The 23,040-nt window shown below is 47.3% G+C and carries 16 protein-coding genes; 14 read left to right on the top strand and 2 right to left on the bottom strand.

Features of this window, described 5'->3' with window-relative positions; all coding sequences use genetic code 11:
- Positions 1-171: 171 nt before the first annotated feature.
- The 4 genes from SMSP2_RS07505 (at position 172) to SMSP2_RS07490 (ending at position 5,312) form a co-directional block, all read left to right on the top strand.
- Positions 172-1,173: a nucleoside hydrolase gene (locus tag SMSP2_RS07505; RefSeq protein WP_146683365.1), complete on the top strand. Its 1,002-nt coding sequence runs from the start codon at positions 172-174 to the stop codon at positions 1,171-1,173.
- A 125-nt stretch (positions 1,174-1,298) separates the two neighbouring features.
- Positions 1,299-2,228, top strand: a complete 930-nt coding sequence (rbsK, locus tag SMSP2_RS07500; RefSeq protein WP_146683364.1) for a ribokinase — start codon at positions 1,299-1,301, stop codon at positions 2,226-2,228.
- Between the two features lie 156 nt (positions 2,229-2,384).
- Positions 2,385-4,364 (top strand): FG-GAP repeat domain-containing protein, encoded by a 1,980-nt coding sequence (locus SMSP2_RS07495; RefSeq protein ID WP_146683363.1) that lies wholly within the window; start codon positions 2,385-2,387, stop codon positions 4,362-4,364.
- Positions 4,365-4,388: 24 nt separating this feature from the next.
- Positions 4,389-5,312, top strand: coding sequence for a dihydrodipicolinate synthase family protein (locus SMSP2_RS07490; RefSeq protein WP_222566299.1), 924 nt, complete (start codon positions 4,389-4,391; stop codon positions 5,310-5,312).
- A gap of 3 nt (positions 5,313-5,315) precedes the next feature.
- On the opposite strand, the gene SMSP2_RS07485 is transcribed toward SMSP2_RS07490, so the two are convergent.
- Positions 5,316-6,122: an AraC family transcriptional regulator gene (locus tag SMSP2_RS07485; RefSeq protein ID WP_146683362.1), complete on the bottom strand. Its 807-nt coding sequence runs from the start codon at positions 6,120-6,122 to the stop codon at positions 5,316-5,318.
- Positions 6,123-6,171: 49 nt separating this feature from the next.
- A complete protein-coding gene (locus tag SMSP2_RS07480; RefSeq protein ID WP_146683361.1) occupies positions 6,172-7,188 on the bottom strand; it encodes a LacI family DNA-binding transcriptional regulator in 1,017 nt (338 codons plus the stop codon).
- 545 nt (positions 7,189-7,733) lie between these two features.
- Here SMSP2_RS07480 and SMSP2_RS07475 point away from each other — a divergent pair.
- From SMSP2_RS07475 to SMSP2_RS07430, 10 genes are all read left to right on the top strand, one after another.
- Complete coding sequence (locus tag SMSP2_RS07475) at positions 7,734-9,137, top strand: PEP-CTERM sorting domain-containing protein (RefSeq protein ID WP_146684844.1); 1,404 nt, start codon at positions 7,734-7,736, stop codon at positions 9,135-9,137.
- Between the two features lie 266 nt (positions 9,138-9,403).
- On the top strand, positions 9,404-10,267 hold the full coding sequence (locus SMSP2_RS07470; RefSeq protein WP_146683360.1) for a DUF1559 family PulG-like putative transporter: 864 nt from the start codon (positions 9,404-9,406) through the stop codon (positions 10,265-10,267).
- Positions 10,268-10,319: 52 nt separating this feature from the next.
- Positions 10,320-12,677, top strand: coding sequence for a hypothetical protein (locus SMSP2_RS07465; protein ID WP_146683359.1), 2,358 nt, complete (start codon positions 10,320-10,322; stop codon positions 12,675-12,677).
- A gap of 119 nt (positions 12,678-12,796) precedes the next feature.
- Positions 12,797-14,836: a LamG-like jellyroll fold domain-containing protein gene (locus SMSP2_RS07460; RefSeq protein ID WP_146683358.1), complete on the top strand. Its 2,040-nt coding sequence runs from the start codon at positions 12,797-12,799 to the stop codon at positions 14,834-14,836.
- A 33-nt stretch (positions 14,837-14,869) separates the two neighbouring features.
- The gene (locus SMSP2_RS07455) at positions 14,870-16,879 is read left to right on the top strand and encodes a LamG-like jellyroll fold domain-containing protein (RefSeq protein ID WP_146683357.1); all 2,010 of its coding nucleotides are present in this window, start codon (positions 14,870-14,872) and stop codon (positions 16,877-16,879) included.
- 25 nt (positions 16,880-16,904) lie between these two features.
- A complete protein-coding gene (locus SMSP2_RS07450) occupies positions 16,905-17,840 on the top strand; it encodes a dihydrodipicolinate synthase family protein (RefSeq protein ID WP_146683356.1) in 936 nt (311 codons plus the stop codon).
- 54 nt (positions 17,841-17,894) lie between these two features.
- Complete coding sequence (locus SMSP2_RS07445) at positions 17,895-19,214, top strand: sialidase family protein (protein WP_146683355.1); 1,320 nt, start codon at positions 17,895-17,897, stop codon at positions 19,212-19,214.
- Between the two features lie 30 nt (positions 19,215-19,244).
- Complete coding sequence (locus tag SMSP2_RS07440; RefSeq protein WP_146683354.1) at positions 19,245-20,558, top strand: beta propeller repeat protein; 1,314 nt, start codon at positions 19,245-19,247, stop codon at positions 20,556-20,558.
- 4 nt (positions 20,559-20,562) lie between these two features.
- On the top strand, positions 20,563-21,939 hold the full coding sequence (locus tag SMSP2_RS07435; protein ID WP_146683353.1) for a sulfatase family protein: 1,377 nt from the start codon (positions 20,563-20,565) through the stop codon (positions 21,937-21,939).
- A 33-nt stretch (positions 21,940-21,972) separates the two neighbouring features.
- A complete protein-coding gene (locus tag SMSP2_RS07430) occupies positions 21,973-23,034 on the top strand; it encodes a glycoside hydrolase family 130 protein (RefSeq protein WP_146683352.1) in 1,062 nt (353 codons plus the stop codon).
- Positions 23,035-23,040 lie beyond the last annotated feature (6 nt).

Genomic DNA, 23,040 nt, shown 5'->3' with positions numbered 1-23,040 from the left:
AAACTAACCTAAAAATTTCAAGTTTTTATCAGATGAAAACTATTAGTGCTGTTTTGTGCTATATAAAAGTATTTAAGTGATATTGCGTTGTAATTGCCGTTAGTGTAAAATGTCTTTGTTTTAAACAACAGGTCAAGTAATGATAATATTGTTCAAATACAGTTAAATACAATGATAACAAAGGCTAACAACGAAAATTATTCACAGGTTAAAGGTTTGATAATAGATACGGACCTTGGCAATGATATAGATGATTCTCTGGCGATGCTTGTGGCTTATTCTCTGGAAAGTGCCGGAGAATGCAATATCCTCGGTGTGGCGGTAAACAAGGGCAATTATTATACCGCCCTTTATGCCGACATCTTGAACACCTTTTACGGACGGAGTGAGCTTGAGATCGGTATTGCAAGAGATGGAAAGACTCCAAATGACGGGCCGTTCGCAAGAGCAGTTGCAGAATCGAAGGTTGACGGTGAATATAAATATCCCCGCAGCCGCACAGTTTTTGAGATGCCGGCTGTTGATATGTACAGGAAACTGCTGGCAAATGCCGCGGATGATTCTGTAGTTATAGTCAGCATCGGCTTTTTGACTAATCTTGCCGCGCTGCTTGAATCCGGGCCGGACAGTTATTCTGAGCTCAGCGGGGCGGAATTAGCTGCAAAGAAGGTGAGTTTGCTCTCTGTGATGGCAGGCAATTTTTCGGACGTTGCCAAAGATGAGTGCGGCAATGCAGGTGCCGAATACAACATCAGGTATGATATACCCGCGGCACAAACCGTCTGCAGGCACTGGCCCGGTGAGACTGTATTCAGCGGAGTAGAGGTTGGAAAACAGATACTATATCCGGCCAGAAGCATTGAGGATGATTTTAGCTGGGCGGAGCATCATCCGGTTGTGGATGGTTATAATCTCTTTAAGAAGATGCCCTATGACAGGCCGACGTGGGATTTGACGAGTGTCCTTTACGCAGTCAGGCCGGGTGACGGTTATTTTGATATTTCCAGGCCCGGCCGCGTTGAGGTGGACGATGCGGGCATTACGCATTTCAAGGAAAAACCGCACGGTACGCACAAATATTTGATTGTTAATCCTGATAAAATCAATGATGTAAAGACTTTATTGGTTCGTCTCTGTTCCAGGAATCCTGAAACAGCACAGGTTTGCTTATAACTTAAATCCGTAATGTTCAGATTGGCATCATGGAACAGACAGGCTATTATAATATTGATTATATACAGCCGGGTATGTACAATAGCTGAAAAGAATAAAAGTTAAATACAAGAGGTATAAGCTGAATGTCTGGAAAAAATAAAGTTGTTGTCGTGGGAAGCAGCAATATGGATCTGGTGGCAAAAACTCCCAGGATTCCTGTTGCCGGAGAGACCTTGAGCGGCACGGATTTTTTTATGGTACCCGGCGGTAAAGGTGCAAATCAGGCGGTTGCCGCCGCCAGGCTCGGCGCTGATGTGGTATTTGTGGCTAAACTTGGCAAAGATGTTTTCGCCTCACGCTCAATCGATAATTATAGAAATGCGGGAATTGATATAAGCCGCATTGAGCAGATAGAAGGCGTCCCGTCCGGCATTGCTATGATTGCTGTAGAGGAGAGCGGCAACAATTCCATTATAGTGGTGCCCGGAGCCAATGCAAAGCTTGGCCCGGCAGATGTAACAGCGGCCAAAGATGATATTGCCGCGGCGACGGTTGTCGTAGCGCAGCTTGAGATACCGATGGAGACGGTTTTAGAAACAGCAAAAGCCGCACAGGCCGTGGGTGCGGCGTTTATTCTCGATCCTGCCCCTGCCGGGGAGTTGAGTGATGAGCTTTTGTCGATGGTGGATATTATCAAGCCGAATGAAACAGAGGCCGAGGCAATTACCGGTATAAAGGTCTCCGACAGGGCCAGTGCGGCAAAAGCGGCAGATGTGCTGCTTGATAAGGGAGTCAAAACAGTTATTATCACACTTGGCGGCAGGGGGTTTATGCTGGCGAGAGGTAGAAGCAAGGAAATCATTGCAAATCATAATGTTAAGGTGGTTGACACCACTGCGGCCGGTGATGCCTTTGTCGGCGGGCTGGCATTTGGAATCGCCGCCGGCAAACCGCTCAAAGACGCGGCGGTTTATGCCAATTATGTTGCCGCGGTAAGCGTTACCAGGCAGGGGGCCCAGACTTCTCTGCCAACACAGATGGAAGTTGCCGCGATTATGAATGAGAGTTCGTGAAATAATTGGACAGGGTAATGTTATTTAATGTGAAAATGACTGATGATTTGAGTTTTATCTCTTTTGGTACACAGCTTGAATTTTGCATAATTGTTGACTAAGTGCATGTTATTGCTGATAATGAGAAAAAATGCTGTTAATTCGGGAGATTGATTTATGAAAGCTGTAAAATTTAAAATATTGTTATTAAATGTTTTATGTTTGATTGTCGCTGTTAATGCCGCGGTGTTCGAACGTCTGCAATACAACAATCCTGGTTTAGAGGTTGATCTCGGCGTTGGCCTGTGGGCCTGGCCGCTGCCTATGGATTACGACAATGACGGTGATTACGACCTTGTCGTATCCTGCACGGATAAGCCTTACAGGGGTACATATTTCTTTGAGAATACCAGCGGAAATGTAAAAATGCCGGTTTTCAAACCGCCGGTGAAAATTGCCGACGGAATAGGCAATGTTCAAATTTCGTATATTGACGGTAAACCGAGAGTGCTCAGCCCCGCAAAAGAGCATAAAATCTTTTCAGAGAAACCCTTATCAGAAACAACTAAAATATTCAGCACAACCAAGGTTCACGGCACATCAGGGCGCATAAGGGCGAATCAGTGGAAGTATTGCGATTTTGACGGCGATGGCAGTTTAGATATTATTGTCGGCATCGGTGACTGGGCAGATTACGGCTGGGACAACGCGTATGATGAAAACGGCGTGTGGCAGAACGGGCCTTTACGCGGATATGTTTACCTCATAAAAAATAACGGCAGCAATGAAGAGCCGGACTACGAAGAGCCGCGAAAAATAAACGCAGCCGGTAAACCAATCGATGTTTACGGTATGCCTTCACCAAATATCGCGGATTTTGATGGAGATGGTGATTTAGATATTATGTGCGGCGAGTTTGTCGATAAATTTACCTATTTTGAAAATATCGGTACAAGAAACAATCCCAAATACGCCGCGGGCCGATACCTGAAGTATCAGGGTAATGTGCTCACAATGGATTTGTGTATGATCGTGCCTGTTGCGGTTGACTGGGACAGGGACGGCGATTTTGACCTTGTGGTCGGACAGGAAGACGGCAGGGTTGCTTTTATAGAAAACACCGGAGAGGCCAAAGACGGGCTGCCCCAATTTCTGCAGCCGGTTTTCTTTAAACAGCAAGCGGCTGACCTGAAATTCGGTGCTTTGGTTACGCCGTGCAGTTATGACTGGGACGGCGACGGCGATGAAGACCTTGTTTGCGGCAATACCGCCGGGTATATTGGCTTTATAGAAAATCTCGGCATGAAAAAAGGTATGCCCGTATGGGCAGAGCCGGTTTATCTTGAGGCAGACGGGGAGGTTATACGGATAATGGCAGGTATTAACGGTTCTATACAGGGGCCGTGCGAGCGTAAGTGGGGATACACGGTTGTAACTGTAGCGGACTGGGACCATGACGGGCTTGCAGACATAATTGCCAATTCCATTCTCGGAGAAATTGTCTGGTTTAAAAATATCGGAACCAAAGTCAGCCCGAAACTTGCCGCGGCAGAGAAAATAAAGGTAGAATGGCAAACAGAGACGCCGCCAAAACCCGACTGGAACTGGAAAAAGCCGGAGAACAACGAGCTTATAACGCAATGGCGCACCAGCGTAGCGGTCAGGGATTTTACCGGTGACGGACTTAATGACCTGGCAGCGATTGATCACGAAGGTTATCTTTCTTTGTTTGAGCGTTTTCCCGAAAATGGAGAGCTCAAACTGCGTCCCGGCCAGAGGGTTTTCACGTCTAAAGGCGCCTCTGAATATGATGCCAAAGGCAAGGCTCTCAATGATACTGATGGTCTCCTTCGTCTCAACAGCGGCGTTGCCGGCCGCAGCGGCAGGCGTAAATTCTGTTTCGCTGACTGGAATAATGACGGCAGGCCTGATCTGCTTGTAAACAGCATAAACGTAAACTATCTTGAAAATATTTCTAAATCCGCCAATGGCTATATGTTCCAGGACGAAGGCCAGGTGGGTGAGCACGTTCTTGCCGGGCATACTACCTGCCCAACGGCGGTTAACTGGAACGGCAGCGGTAAAGCTGATTTGCTCATCGGCGGCGAGGACGGATGTTTTTATTATTGCAGGAATCCATATCAAACATCTGAATAAACAATTTTACTTATAAGGAACAATATGCGTAAATCAAATTTAATGCGTCCCTTAAAAGGCATAGTACCCCCGATGATCACACCCTTGCTCGACAGGGATACTTTAGATGTCGAGGGGCTTGAAAAACTCATAGAGCACATTCTTGGCGGTGGTGTTCACGGCTTATTTATACTCGGAACCACGGGAGAAGCGCCAAGCCTGAGCTATGACTTGCGGTATGAGCTGATTAAACGTACCTCCAAACAGGTGAACGGCCGGGTGCCGCTGCTGGTGGGAGTAACAGATACCTCTTTTTCCGAATCGATTAAACTTGCCAGGTTTTCAGCCGAGCAGGGGGCGGATGCGGCTGTTCTTGCACCGCCTTATTATTTTTCTCAGGGACAGCCGGAGTTGATAGAGTATATCGGCCATGTGACCAAAGAGCTTCCTCTGCCTCTGTTTCTCTACAACATGCCCGGATGCACAAAGGTACATATGGATCCCGAGACAGTCATGATTCTTTCTGAGTATCCCCGGATAATCGGCTTAAAGGACAGTTCATGTGATATGATGTATTTCCACAAAATCCGGGCGATGTTAAAGCAGAATCCAGAATTTGCAGTTCTTCTCGGCCCCGAGGAATTGCTTGCAGAGAGCGTTCTGCTCGGCGCTGATGGAGGCGTAAACGGAGGCGCGAACATGTTCCCATCGCTTTATGTCGCCCTGTATAACGCCGCGGTTAAAAAGGATATCGACACTGTGGTAGAGCTTCACAAAAAGGTTGTGCAGATCAGCATGACTATCTACAGCACCGGCAGATACGGCTCCAGTGTCTTAAAGGGCATTAAATGCGCACTTGGCCTTATGGGTGTATGCAACGATTTCATATCAGAGCCGTTTCACCGGTTCAGAGACCCTGAACGCGAGATAATCCGAAAGTTTCTCAGTGAAATAAAAATTGATGTGTAAGCGTTAAATCTTCTCAGTGAATTGCTGCTGCCACTTTCCGGGCGATATCTTGTGATTCTTTTTAAACTGCCTTATAAACAGATTGGTACTTTCATAGCCGCACTTTTGTGCTGTTTGTTTTACTGTCATATAAGGATTGAGCAGATATCTGCGTGCTAATCGCATTCTCAGTTTCTGCTGGTACTGTATAGGGCTGCATCCGAGGTGTCTTTTGAACAGTTTGGTGAGGTAGCTGGCGCTTATGTCGGCACTTTCGGCAATTTCTTCTACACTGATAACTTTCGTGTAGTTTTTTTGAATTTTTTCGATGGCTTTACGCAGTGCGGGAGGTGTGGATTTTGCCTCTTCGATGTGCATTTCGATCTGTTTTATTCTGGCTATGATTGAGCAGAGTATTCCTACGGCAATTTCTTCGTAGAGAGAGCTGTCCATGATAAGCGTATGGATATCTATCAGGTCTTCAATCCACCTGGGTATATAGATTTCGTTTTTCAGCGAAATGACACGAAATGAGCAGTTGAAATAGTCTTTGCGGCAGTAGAAGCCAATGTAAGATGTGCCGACCCAGTCCTCTTCGGGCTGAAAATGCGAAAGTCGCGGCGGGATTATGAACAGATCGCCGGCTTTGCCTGAGAGTGTTTTGTCTTGCGTTTTTACAATGCAGGTGCCCTGAGTGACCAGTATCAGCTCGGTGTAATCGTGTGCGTGGTTGCGGACATTGTTTCTGGCCAGTCTATGGCCGGTGGTTGTAAGCATCGCGGGTATAGTTATCGGCAACCGAGATTCAGCATGTTTTTCCCTGCTTTTCATTGATTTTTATGCAACAGTTAAATTTTTTATAAATATTTGTCTGGGATCTTCAAATCGGCTTTTTTGAATCATTCTCATTGATTGTCGGCATAACAGTTATATTTACCGTAGCGGACTCTTTTGGGTTGGCGATCCTCCACAGAAGCTGTTCGACGGCTCTTCTGCCTATTATCTCTGTGTTAATGCTTATATTTGCCGGCATCGGAGAAAGTGATGCAAGCATGGCATTTTCGCACCCGCAGCCGACGATTTCAATGTCTTTGCCCGGTTTAACGCCCAGCTTTTGGAGTTTCTGGTAACACATTACCACTACCTGGCCTACGGGTACAAAAAGACCTGTTATACGCGGCGTGAATTCGCAAATATCTCTCATTGTCTCTTCAACGGTTTTCTGCAGCTGCTGCCAGGAATGTATGCTGTCATTTTCGGGAAAGCTCTCCTGACCTTGAAAGACCGTTACATTGCAGCCTGAGCGCATAGCGGTAAATTCAAAGAAATCACCGTCCATCTCCAGAGCTGTGTGTTTTGTAAATACCTTAAAGAATGCCAGATTCTTGTGGCCGCGGGAAACCAGGTGCTGGGCAGCCATTTGCCCGACAAGCTGATTTCGTGCCAGCGCATTGTCTTTGTCGTTGCTTCCCTGGGAATTAACCCAGACAGACGGTATAGACTCGAGCTTGGCAAGTATATCAGAGTTGCTGCTGTTACCCAGGACTATAAGGCCGTCAACATCAGACTTGTTAACATGTTCGGGCAGAGGCTTGTTTGAAGGTACCTGCTCGATGAAGAGGTTGGCTCCTGTTTGCTTGAGAGCATCCTGCATACCGTGCAGCATTCGCCAGCGCGCGGGCGAATATTCCATAAACATATCCCTGCCGATAATTAAGATTCCGATATTTTTCTGGTTTTTTTTTGTTTTTCGGGATTTTGGCAGGTATCCGGTTTGTTTCATTGCGTTATTTATTTTTTCAACCGTATCCGGTGATACCATATCCGGTTTGTTTAAGGCTCTTGATACGGTGGCCTTTGAAACACCTGCTAAATTTGCTATTTTTTGAATACCCATAATAGTTCCTGTATCTGTTAGTAACTTAATAAGATACTGAAATTATAATATACTCGAGAAGTTTTACAAAAATAAACTAAAAAGTTGCTGGTAATTGTGTAAAAAAGTCATGCAAAAAATGAGAAAATAAAAAATAAGTTGCATAACATAGGGCCATGTTGGGGCGTGTTTTGTTTAATGTGAAGCGGTTTTTCATTGTGTTTCATTTGTTCTTGTGTTTATCTTTTGGTTGTAAAATCCATTTATATATACCTTTAAGTGTTTTATTGGCCTATGAAACAGTTTCATGAATTTCAAAAGTGAAAATACATAAAATTCTACAAAACTTGTTGACATACGTGTGCTGTCTGGTATAATGAATTAGTAATTGGTTGGTGGAGTGGAAACTGATGTTATTTTCAGTTTTGCCGCTCATTGCTTTAGGCAGAGTGAAGTTGAATCGCCTTTGTTGTTCAAACAGGAATTCAACTTTATATAAAGAAGTGTTATATCCTGTCAATATGTCAGGCAGGTAAAGTGTTAGTTTAATTAAAGGAGAAACGAAAATGAAGAAGTTGATTTTAGTGGTACTGTTAATGGTTTCTATACCGTTGCTGGCAGTTGATTACGAGTGGAACAATAATTCCGGAGACAATGATTTCGTGAATTTGAATAACTGGTACGAAATTGGCACTACCAACCTTCCCGCAGGGCCGTTTACTGCCGATGACAACCTGCTTGTCGAGCTTGCAGGTGCAGACAAGGCGGTTCTAAATTCGGCTTCAGCAGGAAGATGGCTTCGTGCAGGCTGGAATGACAATACTTCCGGCGAAATCGAGATCGCGGCAGGTGCCGACCTGAATCTGAGCGATTCAGTATATCTGGGCTTCGGCACGAACACTACCGCCACAATCAACATGAGTGGTGGTTCACTAAGCGCCAACAGCAGTTATACAACTATCGCAAATTCTGGACAGGCTTATTTGAACGTATCCGGCGGTACCTACAGCTCAGACAGGATGAGTGTAGGCAACGGTGCCGGCGGCCGCGGCGAGGTTAATGCAAGCGGAACCGGACAGATGACTTTTGCCGCAGATATCTATGTTGGTCAGAACGGCGAAGGATATCTGAATGTTTCAGACGATGCCGGCTTCAGTGCCAGAAGTATGACTACGGGCAGATATGCAACCGGTACAGGCGAAACTAATGTAAGCGGCTCGGGCCAGTTTACTTTATCAGGCTATGCGACATTTGGAAACAATGCCGGCAATGGAACCTTGAATGCCTCCGGAGGATCTTTTACTGCCAACAGAATGAATGTTGGTTTAGGCGATGCCGGCAGTGTCGGTGAGATCAATGTAAGCGGAACCGGGCAGGTAATTATTGATACCTATTCCACTTTCGGCAATACCGGCCAGGGATTCTTGAATGTTTCCGGCGGTTCATTCAGCGCTGACAGGATGACTTTAGGTCAAAATGGCGGCTTTGGTCAGGTTACTGTAAGCGGTACTGGAAGTTTTGAATTAGCTGATTACCTTACAAGCAATACCGGTGATTTGCTGTTCAGATTAGAAGGCTCTCAGGCAAGTGTCGCAATGGGCGGCAACATCCGCTCCAGCTCGGATTTCGGAAGTTATATATTTGAGTTCGCGCTTGATGGTGCCAACGGTGTCGGCGACGGCATTTTTGCCCAGACCGGTATAACACTCAATGAAGGCGTGAAGATAGACCTTGAATTCATCGGCGCTGCAGTTGACGGTACTTATACGATTATGTCAACACCTGATGTGTTTAATGACTTCACAACAAGCGGTCTGCTCAGTGATGATTCGGTTGCTGCCGGCTGGACTTATGATATTGTTACAGGCGATACTCTCACAGAGCTGCAGGTTACAATACCTGAGCCGGCAACTATGCTGCTTCTTCTCGGCGGCGGCATGATCGCTCTGAAACGACGTAAAACTGAATAGTTAAATTGTTCAATCAATGGCACAAAGCAGCATAGAGATAAATTCATTGAGGCATTGGTAAGAAGTGTCAGACTTTGAGTGAAGTGCTGTTTTGTGCCATATAAAAGTTTATAAGTGAGATTGAATTGCGCTTGCGTGATAATATACTTTTATTCACGCAATAGAATATAATCTGCTAAAAGCCCAAAGGCCAAATGGCAAATTGAGATGCCGTTACCAGCAGAAATTAAACTATAATATGTGTTTATTCAATAGAAAGGCTTGTCATGTACCGAAGTTTTCTTAAAAGCCGTAAAAGAGCTTTCACCCTGATCGAGCTTCTGGTTGTGATTTCGATTATTGCGCTTTTGATGGCGATTCTTATGCCCGCACTTCAAAAAGCAAGAGAACAGGCTAAGCGTATGGTATGCGCATCGAATGTCCGCCAGATAGGAATAGCGGCATTCGCTTACGAGAGTACCAACGGCCGGCTGCCGCTGCACTACTGTGAAGACCCCGACAATTCCTCCAACCCGGTTCGCGGAAGCTGGCAGGAACAGTTGGCCAGCAATTCCAACATGGTTGACCGCAGGGAATTATGGGAGCCGTACATTGGTTCTATGAATTTCTTCAATTGTCCATTCCTCAAACCGCTTGATCTCACGCCTGAGCATATCCCCTATCAAATGTGCAGGGTTTACGGAAGCTACTCCTTTATGTTTGGATTTTACAAAGACAGGGATAAAAACAAGAGGTGGGCCGACAGCGACAACCGATGGACAAAGACCAGCAGAAACTGGACTTATGAGGGAAATAAAATAGACGTTCTCTCAGGCGACAGGCTGTACAGGTCTATACCGTTGCGGCAGTACCGCCTCAACCACGGTCAGGGTATAAGCGAGCTGAGTTTCAGCTACAGGGCTTATGACCCAGACGCACCATCGGGCAGTGCGTTCACCCACAGTGTTTATAACGGTTTAATATGGAGTTTAAAGGCGCAAGATGATGCGCGTTTAAAGTCAAGCGGCTGTTATGTTTTCAAAGACGGCTCGGCGAGTTGGTATTCCGGCGACGATGATGTTATGATTGATGTTTATGACCCGCCGGATGTGTCTAACAGAAGGGGCACTCAGATGATGCCTCTTCGCTAAAAGTGCAGTAATGTTTGTAGTAAATTTTTATTATTTTTTCAGGAGAATGATTATGAAAAACTTTTTTGTGATTATCATGTTGGCTGTCTCTATTCCGTGTCTGGCGATTGTGAATTACTGGACAAACGGAGACGGAGACAGGGATTTTAATAATGGGTTAAACTGGCTCGATGTCCCTGCAGATGTAGTATGGACGGCTGATGATGATTTTTATATCGATTCAGCAGATCCGGACTCTCCCATACTCAACGGTGACCTGACCGGCGGTGATGTCCGACTCGGGACAATAGGAGTCCCCGCAGATTTTACTATTGCCGGCGGTGTTTCTTCATTTACGACTTACCAGCACGGTTTCGCAGCAGACTCAGATACCCAGTTTTTTCTCACCGGAGGCGATGTAACAGTATCTGGTTATTTCACAGTAGGTAACCAGGGCGAAGCTTATTGTGAGATTTCCGGCGGTTCTCTTTATATAAACCGTGGACAGCTCGCCCAGAATCCAGGTTCAACAGGTTCGTTTCTGATAAGCGGCGGATCATTTACCAGTGAAACCTACTTCAGGACATGGGACGGGACAGGTACTATTACCGCTACCGGAGGAACTATAACAGCCGCAAGTATGGCGTTCGGTGACGGTGATGTTGGTGCAAACGGCACTTTCTCTGTCAGCGGAACAGCCGAAGTAAATGTCAGCGGCAGTATGCTGGTTGGTGATGAAGGATACGGCGTTATTGATCTTTCGGGAGGTTCTATTAGTGCAGATACGCTAACTGCCGCAGGGCAGAGTAACCCTGAATCTCAGGGTGAAATAAACATCAGCGGAGGCAGCTTTGATGTTACCGAGTTTTTTACCATCGGCAATAGCGGTACAGCTTCAGCCAATGTCAGCGACGGCGTTCTCAATGTCAACAGAATGATGTTAGCTCAGAGCTCTACCGCAGACGCCGCTTTCAACCTCACCGGCGGAGAAGTAAACATTCTCGGCGGATATTTAACGGTAGGTTCTTCCGGACTGGCAACCCTTGACATTTCAGGTGGTGCCTTAAACGGAAACCGTCTGAATATTGGCGTTGATGAGGGCGGAAACGGAACAGTTGCCCTTTCCGGAGGCCAGCTCAATATAGAGACCTATATAGAAGTTGGGCGTGACGGTACAGCAAAGTTCTCAATCCTCGGTGATGCGGCAGGTATCAACAGCGAAAGCTGCTACTTCGGGCCTCTGTCCACAACAGAGATGGCTCTTAACGGTTCAGCGGGAATCGGCAGCGGTATTCAGGCATGTGGATTCAACGAAGGAATTGCTCTGATTTACGAAGGCGCTGTATTTGATCCTTATTTTATGACAGGCACAGACGCTGCCGGTCAGTATCTCGCAGCAGCATCATCAGAGCCGATGACATATTACGCCGCGGGGGTTGATCCTGAGCTTGAGGATCCTGCCCTGATAACCGGCGATATCAGCGATATGCTCTCGACGGCGGCCGTTTCCGCCGGATGGAGCGCAGAGATAGTTGGTGCCGGCTCAGGTACGGCTATTATCCTCACATCTCCTGTTGCAGGAACCAGCCAGGTTTGGAACAGCGGAGCGGATACTCTTAATTCTTCAGCAACGGTTGACACGGCTATTGTCGGCGATGACGCAGCGGCTTCTCTTGCGGTAACAACCGGCGCTGACGCGGCTTGCACTAACTTAACGATTGCTGCCCAGGGCACTTCAGTTGCAGATGTTTCAATGGACGGCGGTTCTGTTAATGTCGCAAGCACTATGGTTGTTGGAGATGAGGGTAACGCGGCTCTTGCAATGAGCGGCGGGACACTTTCAGCCGGACACCTTATCGCTGCTTCGGGTGAAACAAGCGAGGCTTATATCGAGCTGAGCGGTTCAGCGAATTTGAATGTTGACGGACTTCTGGCGATTGGTGAGAATGCTGATATGATGGTCTCTGGTACTACCACAGCCGTCAATGCGAAAAATCTCACTGCCGCTGAAGGTTCAAACATGACATTCCAGCTTGATAGTGCCCTTGGTATAGGCAACGGTATCGTTCTTTCCGGAAATGCAGTCTTAGAGGGGACAATAACCCCTGAGTTTATCGGCGAGCGTCCTGCTGATGGCGTTTATACGCTCATTAGAGCTGAAGGCAGTATTTATGTTGGCGACTCTATGGATATTGACAATGTATTTGTATCGTACGAGGTCGTTGAAGCCGGCGATTATAACGAGCTTCAGGTAACTTTCTTCACACCCGAATCCTGTGAAGATGTTATCGCGACAGGTTTTGCTTTGGTCGGAGACCTCAACGAGGACTGTGAAGTTAATCTCCAGGACGTTGCAGTCATGTCAACCAAGTGGCTGCTGTGTAATGACCCTGATCCGAATCGTCCGGAATGTGACTGGCAGATTAAATAAAACCAACAATACTGTTTTTTACAGTAATTGAAACTAATTATTAAAGGAATATGTGCCGGTAGAATAAGAAAAACTTATTCTACCGGCTGTCCTTTATCCTGTCGAGGAAAAATCATATAATGTCATTCAAAGTAAGAGTTTGCGCATTTTTTGTGTTTATAGTTTTAACCTTTTGCGGCAGTGTTTTTGCCGCTTATGCCGATATTGTTGCATCTGATGAGCCGGTTGTCTGGTTGCGGTTTGATGAATACATTTATAGTGACGGCAGGCCGGCGGAGGATGCCGCGGAAAATATCGGCAGCGCAACATACCAGGGTGACGCAATGCCCGCTGCCGCGGGGATAGATGTCAAAAGTTGCTGGTTCAACGGACATACGGCGGGCATAGACCTTGGAAGTGAACTTGGCCCGCTGCTTGACGGCTCGGAGGCGATTACGTTTGAGGCGTGGATAAAAAACAGCTATCTCTCTTCGTCCGAGTCTGGCCGGCAGGTATTTATCACAATGATCGATGATGATATTGCCGGGCTTGGCGTTGAGATTGGAGCCTACAATGACTCTTCAGGTTACCTTAGAGTAGGGGCAAGAAGTAATATTAATGATCAATATGCCAATGTTGTAACTGCATTTACCTCGGTTAACCAATGGACGCATCTTGCATGTGTGGCAGATTTTGCCGCGGATAATATGAAAATTTATTATAACGGGGTTTTGAAGAAAAACTCAATCGTAAACTTCTCAAGCGACAGCTATACTTACGGCGGTTCATCTCAAAATGGCCAGATAGGCAGAACGCCGGACATGGAGAAGTTTTATCGCGGCTTTATAGATGAAGCGGCCGTTTATAACAAGGCATTAAGCGAAAATGAAATTGTTGAGCATTATACAAGCGGCTCTCCCTCTGAGCCGGCGGATTTATGGGTCAGCCAAGTAAACGATGAAGGGACCGCTGAGGGGCCTTATCTTGCGTCTCCCTCTGTCTATAAATTCAGCAGCGGAGTAATTGTCGCCTCTCATGATTACTGGGGTCCCAATAATCCGTTCAGCAGCGGTTCTGTTATAAAAATTTCCTACGATAACGGCAAGACCTGGTGGCATCGCGGCCAGGTTACCGGGGTTAAAGGCGGATCACTTTTTGAACATAACGGAGCGTTGTATCATCTTGGCGCTTCCGGGGGGATAGCAAATATCACTATCGCCAAAAGCACAAACTACGGCGCAACATGGACAACTCCAACAAACAGCACCAGCGGCCTGCTCTTTGAAGCCGAAGAAATCGGCACTACAGGCTACAGCAGCTATGCTACGACCGTGCTTTTCGCAAACGGCAGGGTTTACCGTGTGTTTGAGCCGCGGGTCTCATATCTGCCCTTTGGTGCCTGCTTCTGGGCAGTGATTATCTCGGCAGACCTTGATGATGACCTGCTGGATGCCTCGAGCTGGACAATGACTAATTCGTTGCAGATGGATCCTTCCTGGCCGGATCCGGCGTGGAATTGTAAATCCCCCGGCTGGACAGAAGGAAACGCGGTACAGGGCCCGGACGGGCAGATTTATGCCGTTATGCGCTTTCATTCTGACCCCGCGGTCAACAAGGCCGCTGTATTGACGCTAAGCGAGGACAACACAACTTTAAGTTTTGACCCGCAGACGGGATTTATTGATTTCCCCGGCGGCAGAAACAAGTTTCACATACACAGAGACAGCGAGACGGGTGTTTATCTGAGCCTGGTAAACAATAATACCGACCCTTCACGGCCGGCTCAGCGGAACACACTGTCTTTGATCGCATCGGATGATGTTTATAACTGGAGGCATGTGCGAACCATAATACAGGATAACTCGCCGATGAGCTGGTATGAGTCGATGTTGAATGTCGGTTTTCAGTATGTTGTATGGGACTTCGACGGTGACGATATGATTTTTGTCAGCCGAACGGCTTATGACGGCGCGGCAAACTATCACGATTCCAACAAAATAACGTTCCACAGAATTGAAAATTATATGGATTTTGTCGCGGCGTGCGGAAACTGGGGATATTCCCAGATGGATCTGAACATGGACTGTGTCGTTGACTTAATGGATTTTTCACTCTTTTTCTCGGATTGGATGGGCTGTACACGTCCTTATTATGAGGGTTGCGTAGAGGGAAACTTCTAAATTCGAAGTATTTATAAAGAGGCAATTATTTATATGAAACTAAATACATCTATATGGCTTCTGGTATTAAGCGTCATTACATGTGCATATGCAGATTACGGGCAGGAGATACTCAGCGATGAGCCAGTTTGCTGGTGGAGATTCAACGAATATCTTTACGGCGACACAATGCCCGCTGAAGATGAAACAGGCAATATATCAGCGGCATATCAGGGCGATGCCATGCCGGTAGAGGCCGGTATCGGGGGCAATGCCTGCTGGTTTAACGGCAACCTCGCCGGCATTGACCTTGGTAATCAGTTAGGGCCGCTGATTGACGGCTCTTCGGCGGTTACATTTGAGGCCTGGATAAAAAACAGCATTGTACCGGTGGGTTCTACGCAGCGTATTTTCTCTACCCGTATAACTGGTGCAACGGCGGGGGTAGATATAAACCTCTCTTCCGCGGACGGTGTCAGCCAGATTAAAGCCAACGGACGCAGCATTTATCCGGGTGACATCTACACCGGAGCAACTGCTTCTCTGGCGAGTGTTAATCAGTGGGCTCATATAGTATGTATATTCAATTACGCCTCTGATAATATTAAAATATACATAAACGGCAGCCTTGCCGCGACACAGGCGATGAATTTTGCCAGTGATGTTTATGTTTACGGCACTCCAAGCCAGCGTGACCAGATCGGCCGTGCGCCGGATGAATCACTGGCTTACCGCGGCTGGCTTGACGAGGCGGCGGTTTATAATAAGGCACTGAGCGAAGATCGTATAATTGAGCACTATACCAGCGGTAATCCGGCAGAGCAGACGGATTTGTGGACAAGCGTTGTCTCTGATGAGGGCGACGCAGAAGGGCCGTTTCTAAGCTCTCCATCTATTTACCGTTTTGACAACGGGGCAATTGTCGCCTCATACAGCTATTTTGGACCTAACAATCCGGCTGTCGGTACGACAATGGTGAAGATTTCATACGATAACGGCAAAACGTGGTGGGTACGCGGCAGCTGCCCCGGTGTTGTCGGTGCAAATCTGTTTGAGCACAACGGTGCCCTGTATCTGCTGGGAACCGGCGGCAGTTATATAACTATTGCAAAGAGTCTAAACTACGGGGCAACATGGACAAGCCCTCTGGACAGTACGACGGGTAGGCTTTTCAGTGCGGGCAGTACGTCTAACATGGCTTATGAAGGCATCTCGATGCCGGTGTTATTCGCAGACGGGCGGATCTATCGTGTCTTCCACCGCAAGGATAAATCGGCAAGGTGGGCGATTTCGTTTGCTGCGGTTATGATCTCTGCCGATCTCGAAGATGACCTGTTGGATGTCTCAAGCTGGACAATAACTAACGCGGTTTCATTTGATCCTGCATGGGCCTCTGACTGGGGCACAAGCAATCCCAGCTGGCTTGAGGGAAATGCGGTACAGCAGCCGGATGGGAGCATTATAGCACTTACAAGGGTGCACTCAGACCCTCTGGCCGATATTGGTGCCATATTGCCGTTGAGCGGGGATAATGCCACTTTAAGTTTTTCACCTGCGACAGGTTTTATTGATATGCCCGGCGGCAGGAACAAGTTCAATATACGCAGAGACCCTGTTAGCGGCAAGTACCTGAGTTTGGTTAACAACAACACAGACCCGTCACGGCCGGCACAAAGAAATACCCTATCTCTTGCGGCCTCCGATGATACGATTAACTGGCAGGTTGTACGAACGGTTATTCAGGACAATTCGCCGATGAGCTGGTATGATTCTATGCTTAATACCGGTTTTCAGTATGTTGACTGGCAGTTTGACGGTGAGGATATAATTTTTATCAGCCGAACCGCTTATGACGGTGCGGCCAATTATCACGATTCGAATAAAATCACTTTTCACAGGTTAGAAAATTATATTGATTTTGTCGTTCCCTGCGGAAGCTGGGGATACCTGAAAGCTGATTTCAACAGGGATTGTGAAGTAAACGTAGAAGATTTTGAGCAGCTTGCTCAGCAGTGGCTCACATGTACCATCCCTTATGCGGACGGCTGTGCGGCAGAGAATTAAATTTAATTTTTAGATAAGAGAACTAATGAATAAAAAAGACATACCAGATGGAGTATGGCCGGTAATGCTGACGCCTTTTAATGATGATCTAACTATAAATTACAAGGCGTATGAGAGTCTGATTGAGTTTTATATTGAGCACGGAATTTCCGGCCTGTTTGCCTGCTGCGGCTCAAGTGAGGTTGAGAAGCTCACTGCCGACGAGATGCTTGATATAATTGATTTTACCATAAGCCGCGTAAACGGCAGGGTTCCTGTGGCAGGCGGGGCGATTCTTTTCGATGATATTTCAAGGCAGATTGATCTTGTAAAGAGTATCTATGATGCCGGTGTTGATGCCGTAATACTGGCGGCAAACCAGTTTTCGCTTGAACATGATTCCTCAGATACATGGATAAGCAGGTTTGAGCGTATCCTCGATAATACCGGTGATATACCTCTGGGTACCTATGAGCTGCCGACACCCTGGCACCGGCTTATATCAACCGATGAATTCAAATGGATGGCCTCTTCGGGGCGTTTTGTCTTTCATAAGGATACATCCTGTTCGCTTAAAAGTCTGCGTGAAAAGATCGAGATAACCGCCTCCGGCGGGCCGAAAGTTTTCACAGCCCATTCGCCGAGTCTGCTTGAGGCCTTGAGGCTTGGGGCAAACGGCTACTGCGGCACCGGGGCAAATTTTGTGCCGGAACTCTACAGTTGGCTTTGCGCAAATTTCGAGCAAGAACCGGAGATGGCCGAGGAAATACAGCGAAACCTTGCAGATTTTGAACGGCGTTTTGATACATGTGATCAGAATTATCCTGCTAACAGCAAGGCCTTCCTGAATCTTCGCGGTGTCCATATGAAGCCTCTTTGCAGATTGAAAGTGCCTGCTGTAACGCAAGAGCATATCAAAATACTATCTGCTGTAATGTCAGATTTCAAAAAGCTGCGTGTTTTAGCCATGGCTCAGAAATAAAAACATGGCAAAACCCGTTTAAATAATTTTAACCCTTTAGACTGGAGCTTAGCAATGAAATTAACCAGAATCCTGATCACAGCCGTATTGCTATTATATGTTTTCAATGCATATTCGGAGCAATGTAAAATAAAGCCCCTCGCAGATGACTGCAAGGTTCTATACAGGACAGCGGATCCTAAAAATATTTACATCTATGACCCCGCGGTGGCAGTCTGCCCCAACGGGCGTATTATCGGCTGTTTCAGCCTCGGCGGTTCAAAAGCCGGCACCGTTAAGCCTCCAAAGGGCGACGGAAATGCGTATATCTATACTTCTGATGACGACGGAGAAACCTGGGATTACCGCTGGACTTTCCCGATGTGGCATTTCAGGCCGTTTGTCGCCGGAGATAAACTCTATATCCTCGGGCATAAGTCTGATTTAAAGGTGATATCTTCGGACGACTGGGGTGATACATGGTCAGAGGTAACCGACCTTACCAAGGGGCAGACCTGGCACGGCTCGGCTACCAATGTCTGGTACAAGGATAAATATGTTTACCTGGTAATGGAACGCAGGATGGGCGGAGATATGACGCGAGGCTGGAAGGTGGCAGAGCTTGCGCCTGTCCTGATGAGGGGTGATGTCAACAAAGACCTTACCAAAAGAGAGAACTGGACATTTTCTTCTGAGATGGCCTTTCACGATGTTGTTAACGATAAAGAGCTTGACTGGTTCGGTGTGCCGTTTTATGAGGGCTATTACCCGGACGGCAAAAGGAACGTCAGGGGCAGAACCAGTTTTAACCCCATGGGCTGGCTTGAGGCCAATGTTGTCCAGATAAAGGATCCCAAGCACTTCTGGTATGACCCTGAGGGCAAAACCTTCCATATCTTTATGAGAGCCCACACAGGGCTGACAAATATCGGCTGCATGATAAAGGCGGTAGAGCAGAAAGACGGCACGATAAAGACCATGCTGGAGAAGGCGCCTTCGGGCAAGACGCATTTGTTTATGCCGTTCCCCGGCGGACAGATGAAATTCTCTGTTGTTTATGATGAACAGACCAAGCTCTACTGGCTGCTCAATACACAGGCAACCGACAGTATGACACGCCCTGAGCTGCTGCCTGATGACAGGTACGCCCTATCAGACAACGAGCGGCGCAGACTGGTTCTGCACTTCTCGAAGAACATGGTTGACTGGTGTTTTGCCGGTGTTGTTTCTATCGGGCCCGAAGAATACGCCTCAAGGCACTATGCCCAGATGGTTATTAAGGGCGACGACCTGCTGATTATGAGCCGCTCAGGAGACAAAGAGGCCAAAGATGCCCATAACGGCAATATCGCCACTTTCCACAAGGTTGAGAATTTCAGGGATCTTGTCTATTAAAAACAGTAACCTACAAGGAATTGATATATTATGAAGATATTTAATGTTATATTATTGGTTCTTCTGCCCCTGCTTAATATCGCATGCGGCGGGCAGAACTGCAAGATAGAACCGCTGGCCGATGATTTCAAGGTCTTATACAAAACCGAGGACCCGCAGAATGTATATATATACGATCCGGGTGTGGCTGTCTGTCCAAACGGGCGTATTATCGGCGCATTCAGTCTCGGGGGCAAAGGCGCCAACGATGTTCCTGTTCGCAAAGGCTCTGGAAACGGCAGAGTATATACGTCAGACGATGACGGTAAGACATGGCAGTACAGAACTAACTATCCGATAATTCATGCCACGCCGTTTGTCGCAGGCGAGAGGCTGTATATACTCGGCCATTTGAATGATTTGCGGATTATATCGTCTGATGACTGGGGCAGCACCTGGTCAGAAGTATCAGAGCTTTCAGAAGATCAGGTATGGCACGGCTCTTCGACAAATGTCTGGTACAAAGATAATTTTGTTTATATTGTCAAGGAAAGAAGAACAAGGTTTGAATGCAAGGGATGGTGGCCAAGTGAGATCGCCCCCGTTCTTATGAGAGGTGATGTAAACAAGGACCTCACAAAAAAAGAGAACTGGACCTTTGCATCTGAAATGACTTTCTGTGATGAAGTAAACGACAAGGAGCTTGACTGGTTCGGGATTCCCTTTTATTCGGGTTTTTATCCCGAAGGAGACAGGCTTGCTCCCAGGAGGGCATTTTGGCCCGCCGGCTGGCTTGAGGCCAATGTCGTTCAGATTACGGATCCCAAGCACTTCTGGTATGACCCGGAGGGCAAAACATTCCATATTTTCATGCGTGCAAACACCGGTATAACAAACATGGCCTGTATGATAAAGGCTGTAGAACAGGATGACGGCACAATTAAAACGATGTTCCAGAAAGCACCTTCGGGCAAAAAACACCTCTATCTGCCATTCCCCGGCGGACAGATGAAATTCAGCGTTGTCTATGATGAAAAAACCAAACTTTACTGGCTGGCTAATACCCAGTCAACCGACAGTATGACAAGAGCCGAACTGCTGCCTGATGAGCGGTTTGCGATATCAGACAATGAGAGACGCAGGCTGGTGCTGCATTTCTCAAAGAACATGGTTGACTGGTGTTTTGCCGGAGTTGTCTCTATCGGCCCGGCAGAGCAGGCGTCAAGGCATTATGTGCAGATGGTAATCAAAGACGACGACCTGCTAATTATGAGCCGTTCGGGTGACATTGAAGCCAAAGATCCCCATAACGGCAATATCGCAACCTTTCACAGAGTTGAAAACTTCAGAGATTTAGTATATTAACAATATGACTGAGAACAAAAGACCAAATATTATCTTTATAATGAGTGACGACCACGGCCCGTGGGCGTTCGGCCGCGGCAGCAATCCCGACGCGAAAACGCCCAATCTTGACCGGCTTGCTGATACGGGGTGTGTCATGGACAATTATTTTGCCATGTCGCCTGTATGCAGCCCTGCCAGGGCGTGCCTGCTCACGTCCAGGTACAGTACCGAGACGGGTATAACAGATTTTCTGGGCAAGGATCCCCAAATAGGTCTGAGCACAGATTTTATGACTTGGCCGCGGCTGCTGAACCAGTCAGGTTATACCACAGGGCTTTTCGGTAAGTGGCATGTCGGGGAGATCGACGAGCATCACCCGACACGTCACGGCTACGATGAGTTTAAAGGCTGGCGCGGCGGTGCCGGCATCTCAAAAGATCCGGTTGTCGAAATCGACGGCCGCGACCAGAAGGTTGAGGGCTATACTCCGGATATCATCACTGATTATGCTTTGGATTTTGTTGACAGAAACAAGTCAGAGCCGTTTCTCGTGTCTCTGCATTACTGGGCGCCGCACGCCAACCAGGGAGTTACAACCGAAGACGGTGACAGGACATGGCATCCGCTGTCGCCGCAGGACTGGGATCTGTTCAAAGATCTGGACCCTGTTGTGCCGCACGCAGACTATCCGAATCTGAATATCCCCAGAGTCAAGCGGATGCTTCGGGAATATCTCGCGGCGGTTCACAGCATCGACCGTAATGTAGGCAGACTGCTCGACAAGCTCGATTCAGAGGGTTTAAGTGACAATACGATAATAGTTTACACCTCGGATAACGGCTACAATCTCGGCCATAACGGAATCTGGCACAAGGGCAACGGCTGGTGGATTTTGACGAATAACCATGACGGCTACCGCCCGAATATCTACGATAACTCGCTGCGGCTGCCGGCGATAGTCCGCTGGCCGGGTAGGACAAAAGCCGGTTCTAATCTAAAACATGTTGTTTCAAGCATGGACTGGTTTCCCACCCTCTGCCGTGCGGCGGGTTTAGACGGTTTTGAGCAGTACGGCATACGCGGCAGGGATTTTTCCGGCCTGTTTGACGGCTCACAGAACCGATGGGACGAGCAGCTTTTTGCCCAGTACCGCTTCTGGGACTGGAACCAGACCGGAGCGAGCCTGAGAATGATGCGTACGCCGCAATGGAAACTTGTTCGCGACATGCGGAAAACTGTTCCTGATGAGCTTTACTATCTTGTCGAGGATCCCTCGGAGCGGCATAACCTCATTGACGTTTCAGAGTCGCAGGTAATCAAACATAGAGAGGCTTTAAACAGCCTAATGCGTGAATATATGCAGAAGATAGATGACCCTGATCTGCATTTAATGGATTGATAATTCTTAGATTTATAATTTACCGGAGAACCTATGAAAGTTAAACGCTGTCCCTCCAACCCTATAATAACACCTCAAGACGTCAAGCCTTCGCGGCCGGATTTTAAAGTTGTATGTGTTTTCAACACCGGTGTAATACGAATTGGCGATGAAGTTCTGCTGCTTTTGAGGGTTGCTGAAGACGTTTTATCGAATGACCCGCAGATAATAAAGGTCCCGTATTTTGACCACGAGGCGGGCGAGCTGGTTGTAAAGGCCTTTAATAAAAACGACCCGTCCTGTGATTTCTCAGACAGCAGGCGGATACAGACCCCCGGAAGGCAGTATCTTACTTCTATCTCGCATTTCCGCATCGCCAGGAGTAAAGACGGTATAAATTTTGAAATCGATGAAAAACCCGCGATGCAGGCCTCGAACGTTTACGAGATGTACGGCATAGAAGACCCGAGGATAACACTGATTGGAGATACATGGTATATAAATTACAGCGCCTGCTCTACAATCGGCGGTGTGACAACATGCCTCGCGTCAACCAAAGACTGGAAGAGTTTTACACGCCACGGTGTTATATTTACGCCGGACAATAAGGACGTGGCAATATTCCCCGAAAAGATCAACGGCAAATATTATGCCCTCAACAGGCCTATATCAGAAGAATATAAATTCAAGGACGTATGGATTTCAGAATCCCCGGATTTAGTCTGCTGGGGCAACCACAGATATCTGATGTCCTCAAGAGAAGGCTACTGGGACGACGGCAGGGTTGGCTGCAGCGCGGTTCCTTTCCTCACGGATCGCGGCTGGCTGGAGATTTACCACGGAGCGACAAAAGATGACCGCTACTGCCTGGGCGCTGTTCTGCTGGACAAGAATGAGCCGTGGAAAATTATTTCCCGCTCCATAGACCCAATTCTCGCCCCGGAAGAAGATTACGAGGTAAACGGCTTTTTCGGCAATGTGGTGTTCAACTGCGGCGTACTGACAGAAGACTCTCTGGTAAAGATATACTATGGTGCTGCCGATACCTATGTTGCTTATGCAGAAGTGGAATTGAAAGATATCATGGATAATCTTGAATCAGTAAAGGGGGCTTAGCCAAAA

Origin of the sequence: Limihaloglobus sulfuriphilus (assembly GCF_001999965.1) — a bacterium.
In the GTDB taxonomy this organism is placed as follows: domain Bacteria; phylum Planctomycetota; class Phycisphaerae; order Sedimentisphaerales; family Sedimentisphaeraceae; genus Limihaloglobus; species Limihaloglobus sulfuriphilus.
This window is presented reverse-complemented; position numbering and strand designations above follow the sequence as displayed.

Coding starts and splice junctions, on each gene's coding strand:
- SMSP2_RS07435 (WP_146683353.1), top strand. CDS start 20,563: ATGACTGAGAACAAAAGACCAAATATTATCTTTATAATGAGTGACGAC.
- SMSP2_RS07475 (WP_146684844.1), top strand. CDS start 7,734: ATGAAGAAGTTGATTTTAGTGGTACTGTTAATGGTTTCTATACCGTTG.
- SMSP2_RS07450 (WP_146683356.1), top strand. CDS start 16,905: ATGAATAAAAAAGACATACCAGATGGAGTATGGCCGGTAATGCTGACG.
- SMSP2_RS07490 (WP_222566299.1), top strand. CDS start 4,389: ATGCGTAAATCAAATTTAATGCGTCCCTTAAAAGGCATAGTACCCCCG.
- SMSP2_RS07445 (WP_146683355.1), top strand. CDS start 17,895: ATGAAATTAACCAGAATCCTGATCACAGCCGTATTGCTATTATATGTT.
- SMSP2_RS07440 (WP_146683354.1), top strand. CDS start 19,245: ATGAAGATATTTAATGTTATATTATTGGTTCTTCTGCCCCTGCTTAAT.
- SMSP2_RS07480 (WP_146683361.1), bottom strand. CDS start 7,188: ATGGGTATTCAAAAAATAGCAAATTTAGCAGGTGTTTCAAAGGCCACC.
- SMSP2_RS07465 (WP_146683359.1), top strand. CDS start 10,320: ATGAAAAACTTTTTTGTGATTATCATGTTGGCTGTCTCTATTCCGTGT.
- SMSP2_RS07460 (WP_146683358.1), top strand. CDS start 12,797: ATGTCATTCAAAGTAAGAGTTTGCGCATTTTTTGTGTTTATAGTTTTA.
- SMSP2_RS07430 (WP_146683352.1), top strand. CDS start 21,973: ATGAAAGTTAAACGCTGTCCCTCCAACCCTATAATAACACCTCAAGAC.
- SMSP2_RS07470 (WP_146683360.1), top strand. CDS start 9,404: ATGTACCGAAGTTTTCTTAAAAGCCGTAAAAGAGCTTTCACCCTGATC.
- rbsK (WP_146683364.1), top strand. CDS start 1,299: ATGTCTGGAAAAAATAAAGTTGTTGTCGTGGGAAGCAGCAATATGGAT.
- SMSP2_RS07455 (WP_146683357.1), top strand. CDS start 14,870: ATGAAACTAAATACATCTATATGGCTTCTGGTATTAAGCGTCATTACA.
- SMSP2_RS07485 (WP_146683362.1), bottom strand. CDS start 6,122: ATGAAAAGCAGGGAAAAACATGCTGAATCTCGGTTGCCGATAACTATA.
- SMSP2_RS07495 (WP_146683363.1), top strand. CDS start 2,385: ATGAAAGCTGTAAAATTTAAAATATTGTTATTAAATGTTTTATGTTTG.
- SMSP2_RS07505 (WP_146683365.1), top strand. CDS start 172: ATGATAACAAAGGCTAACAACGAAAATTATTCACAGGTTAAAGGTTTG.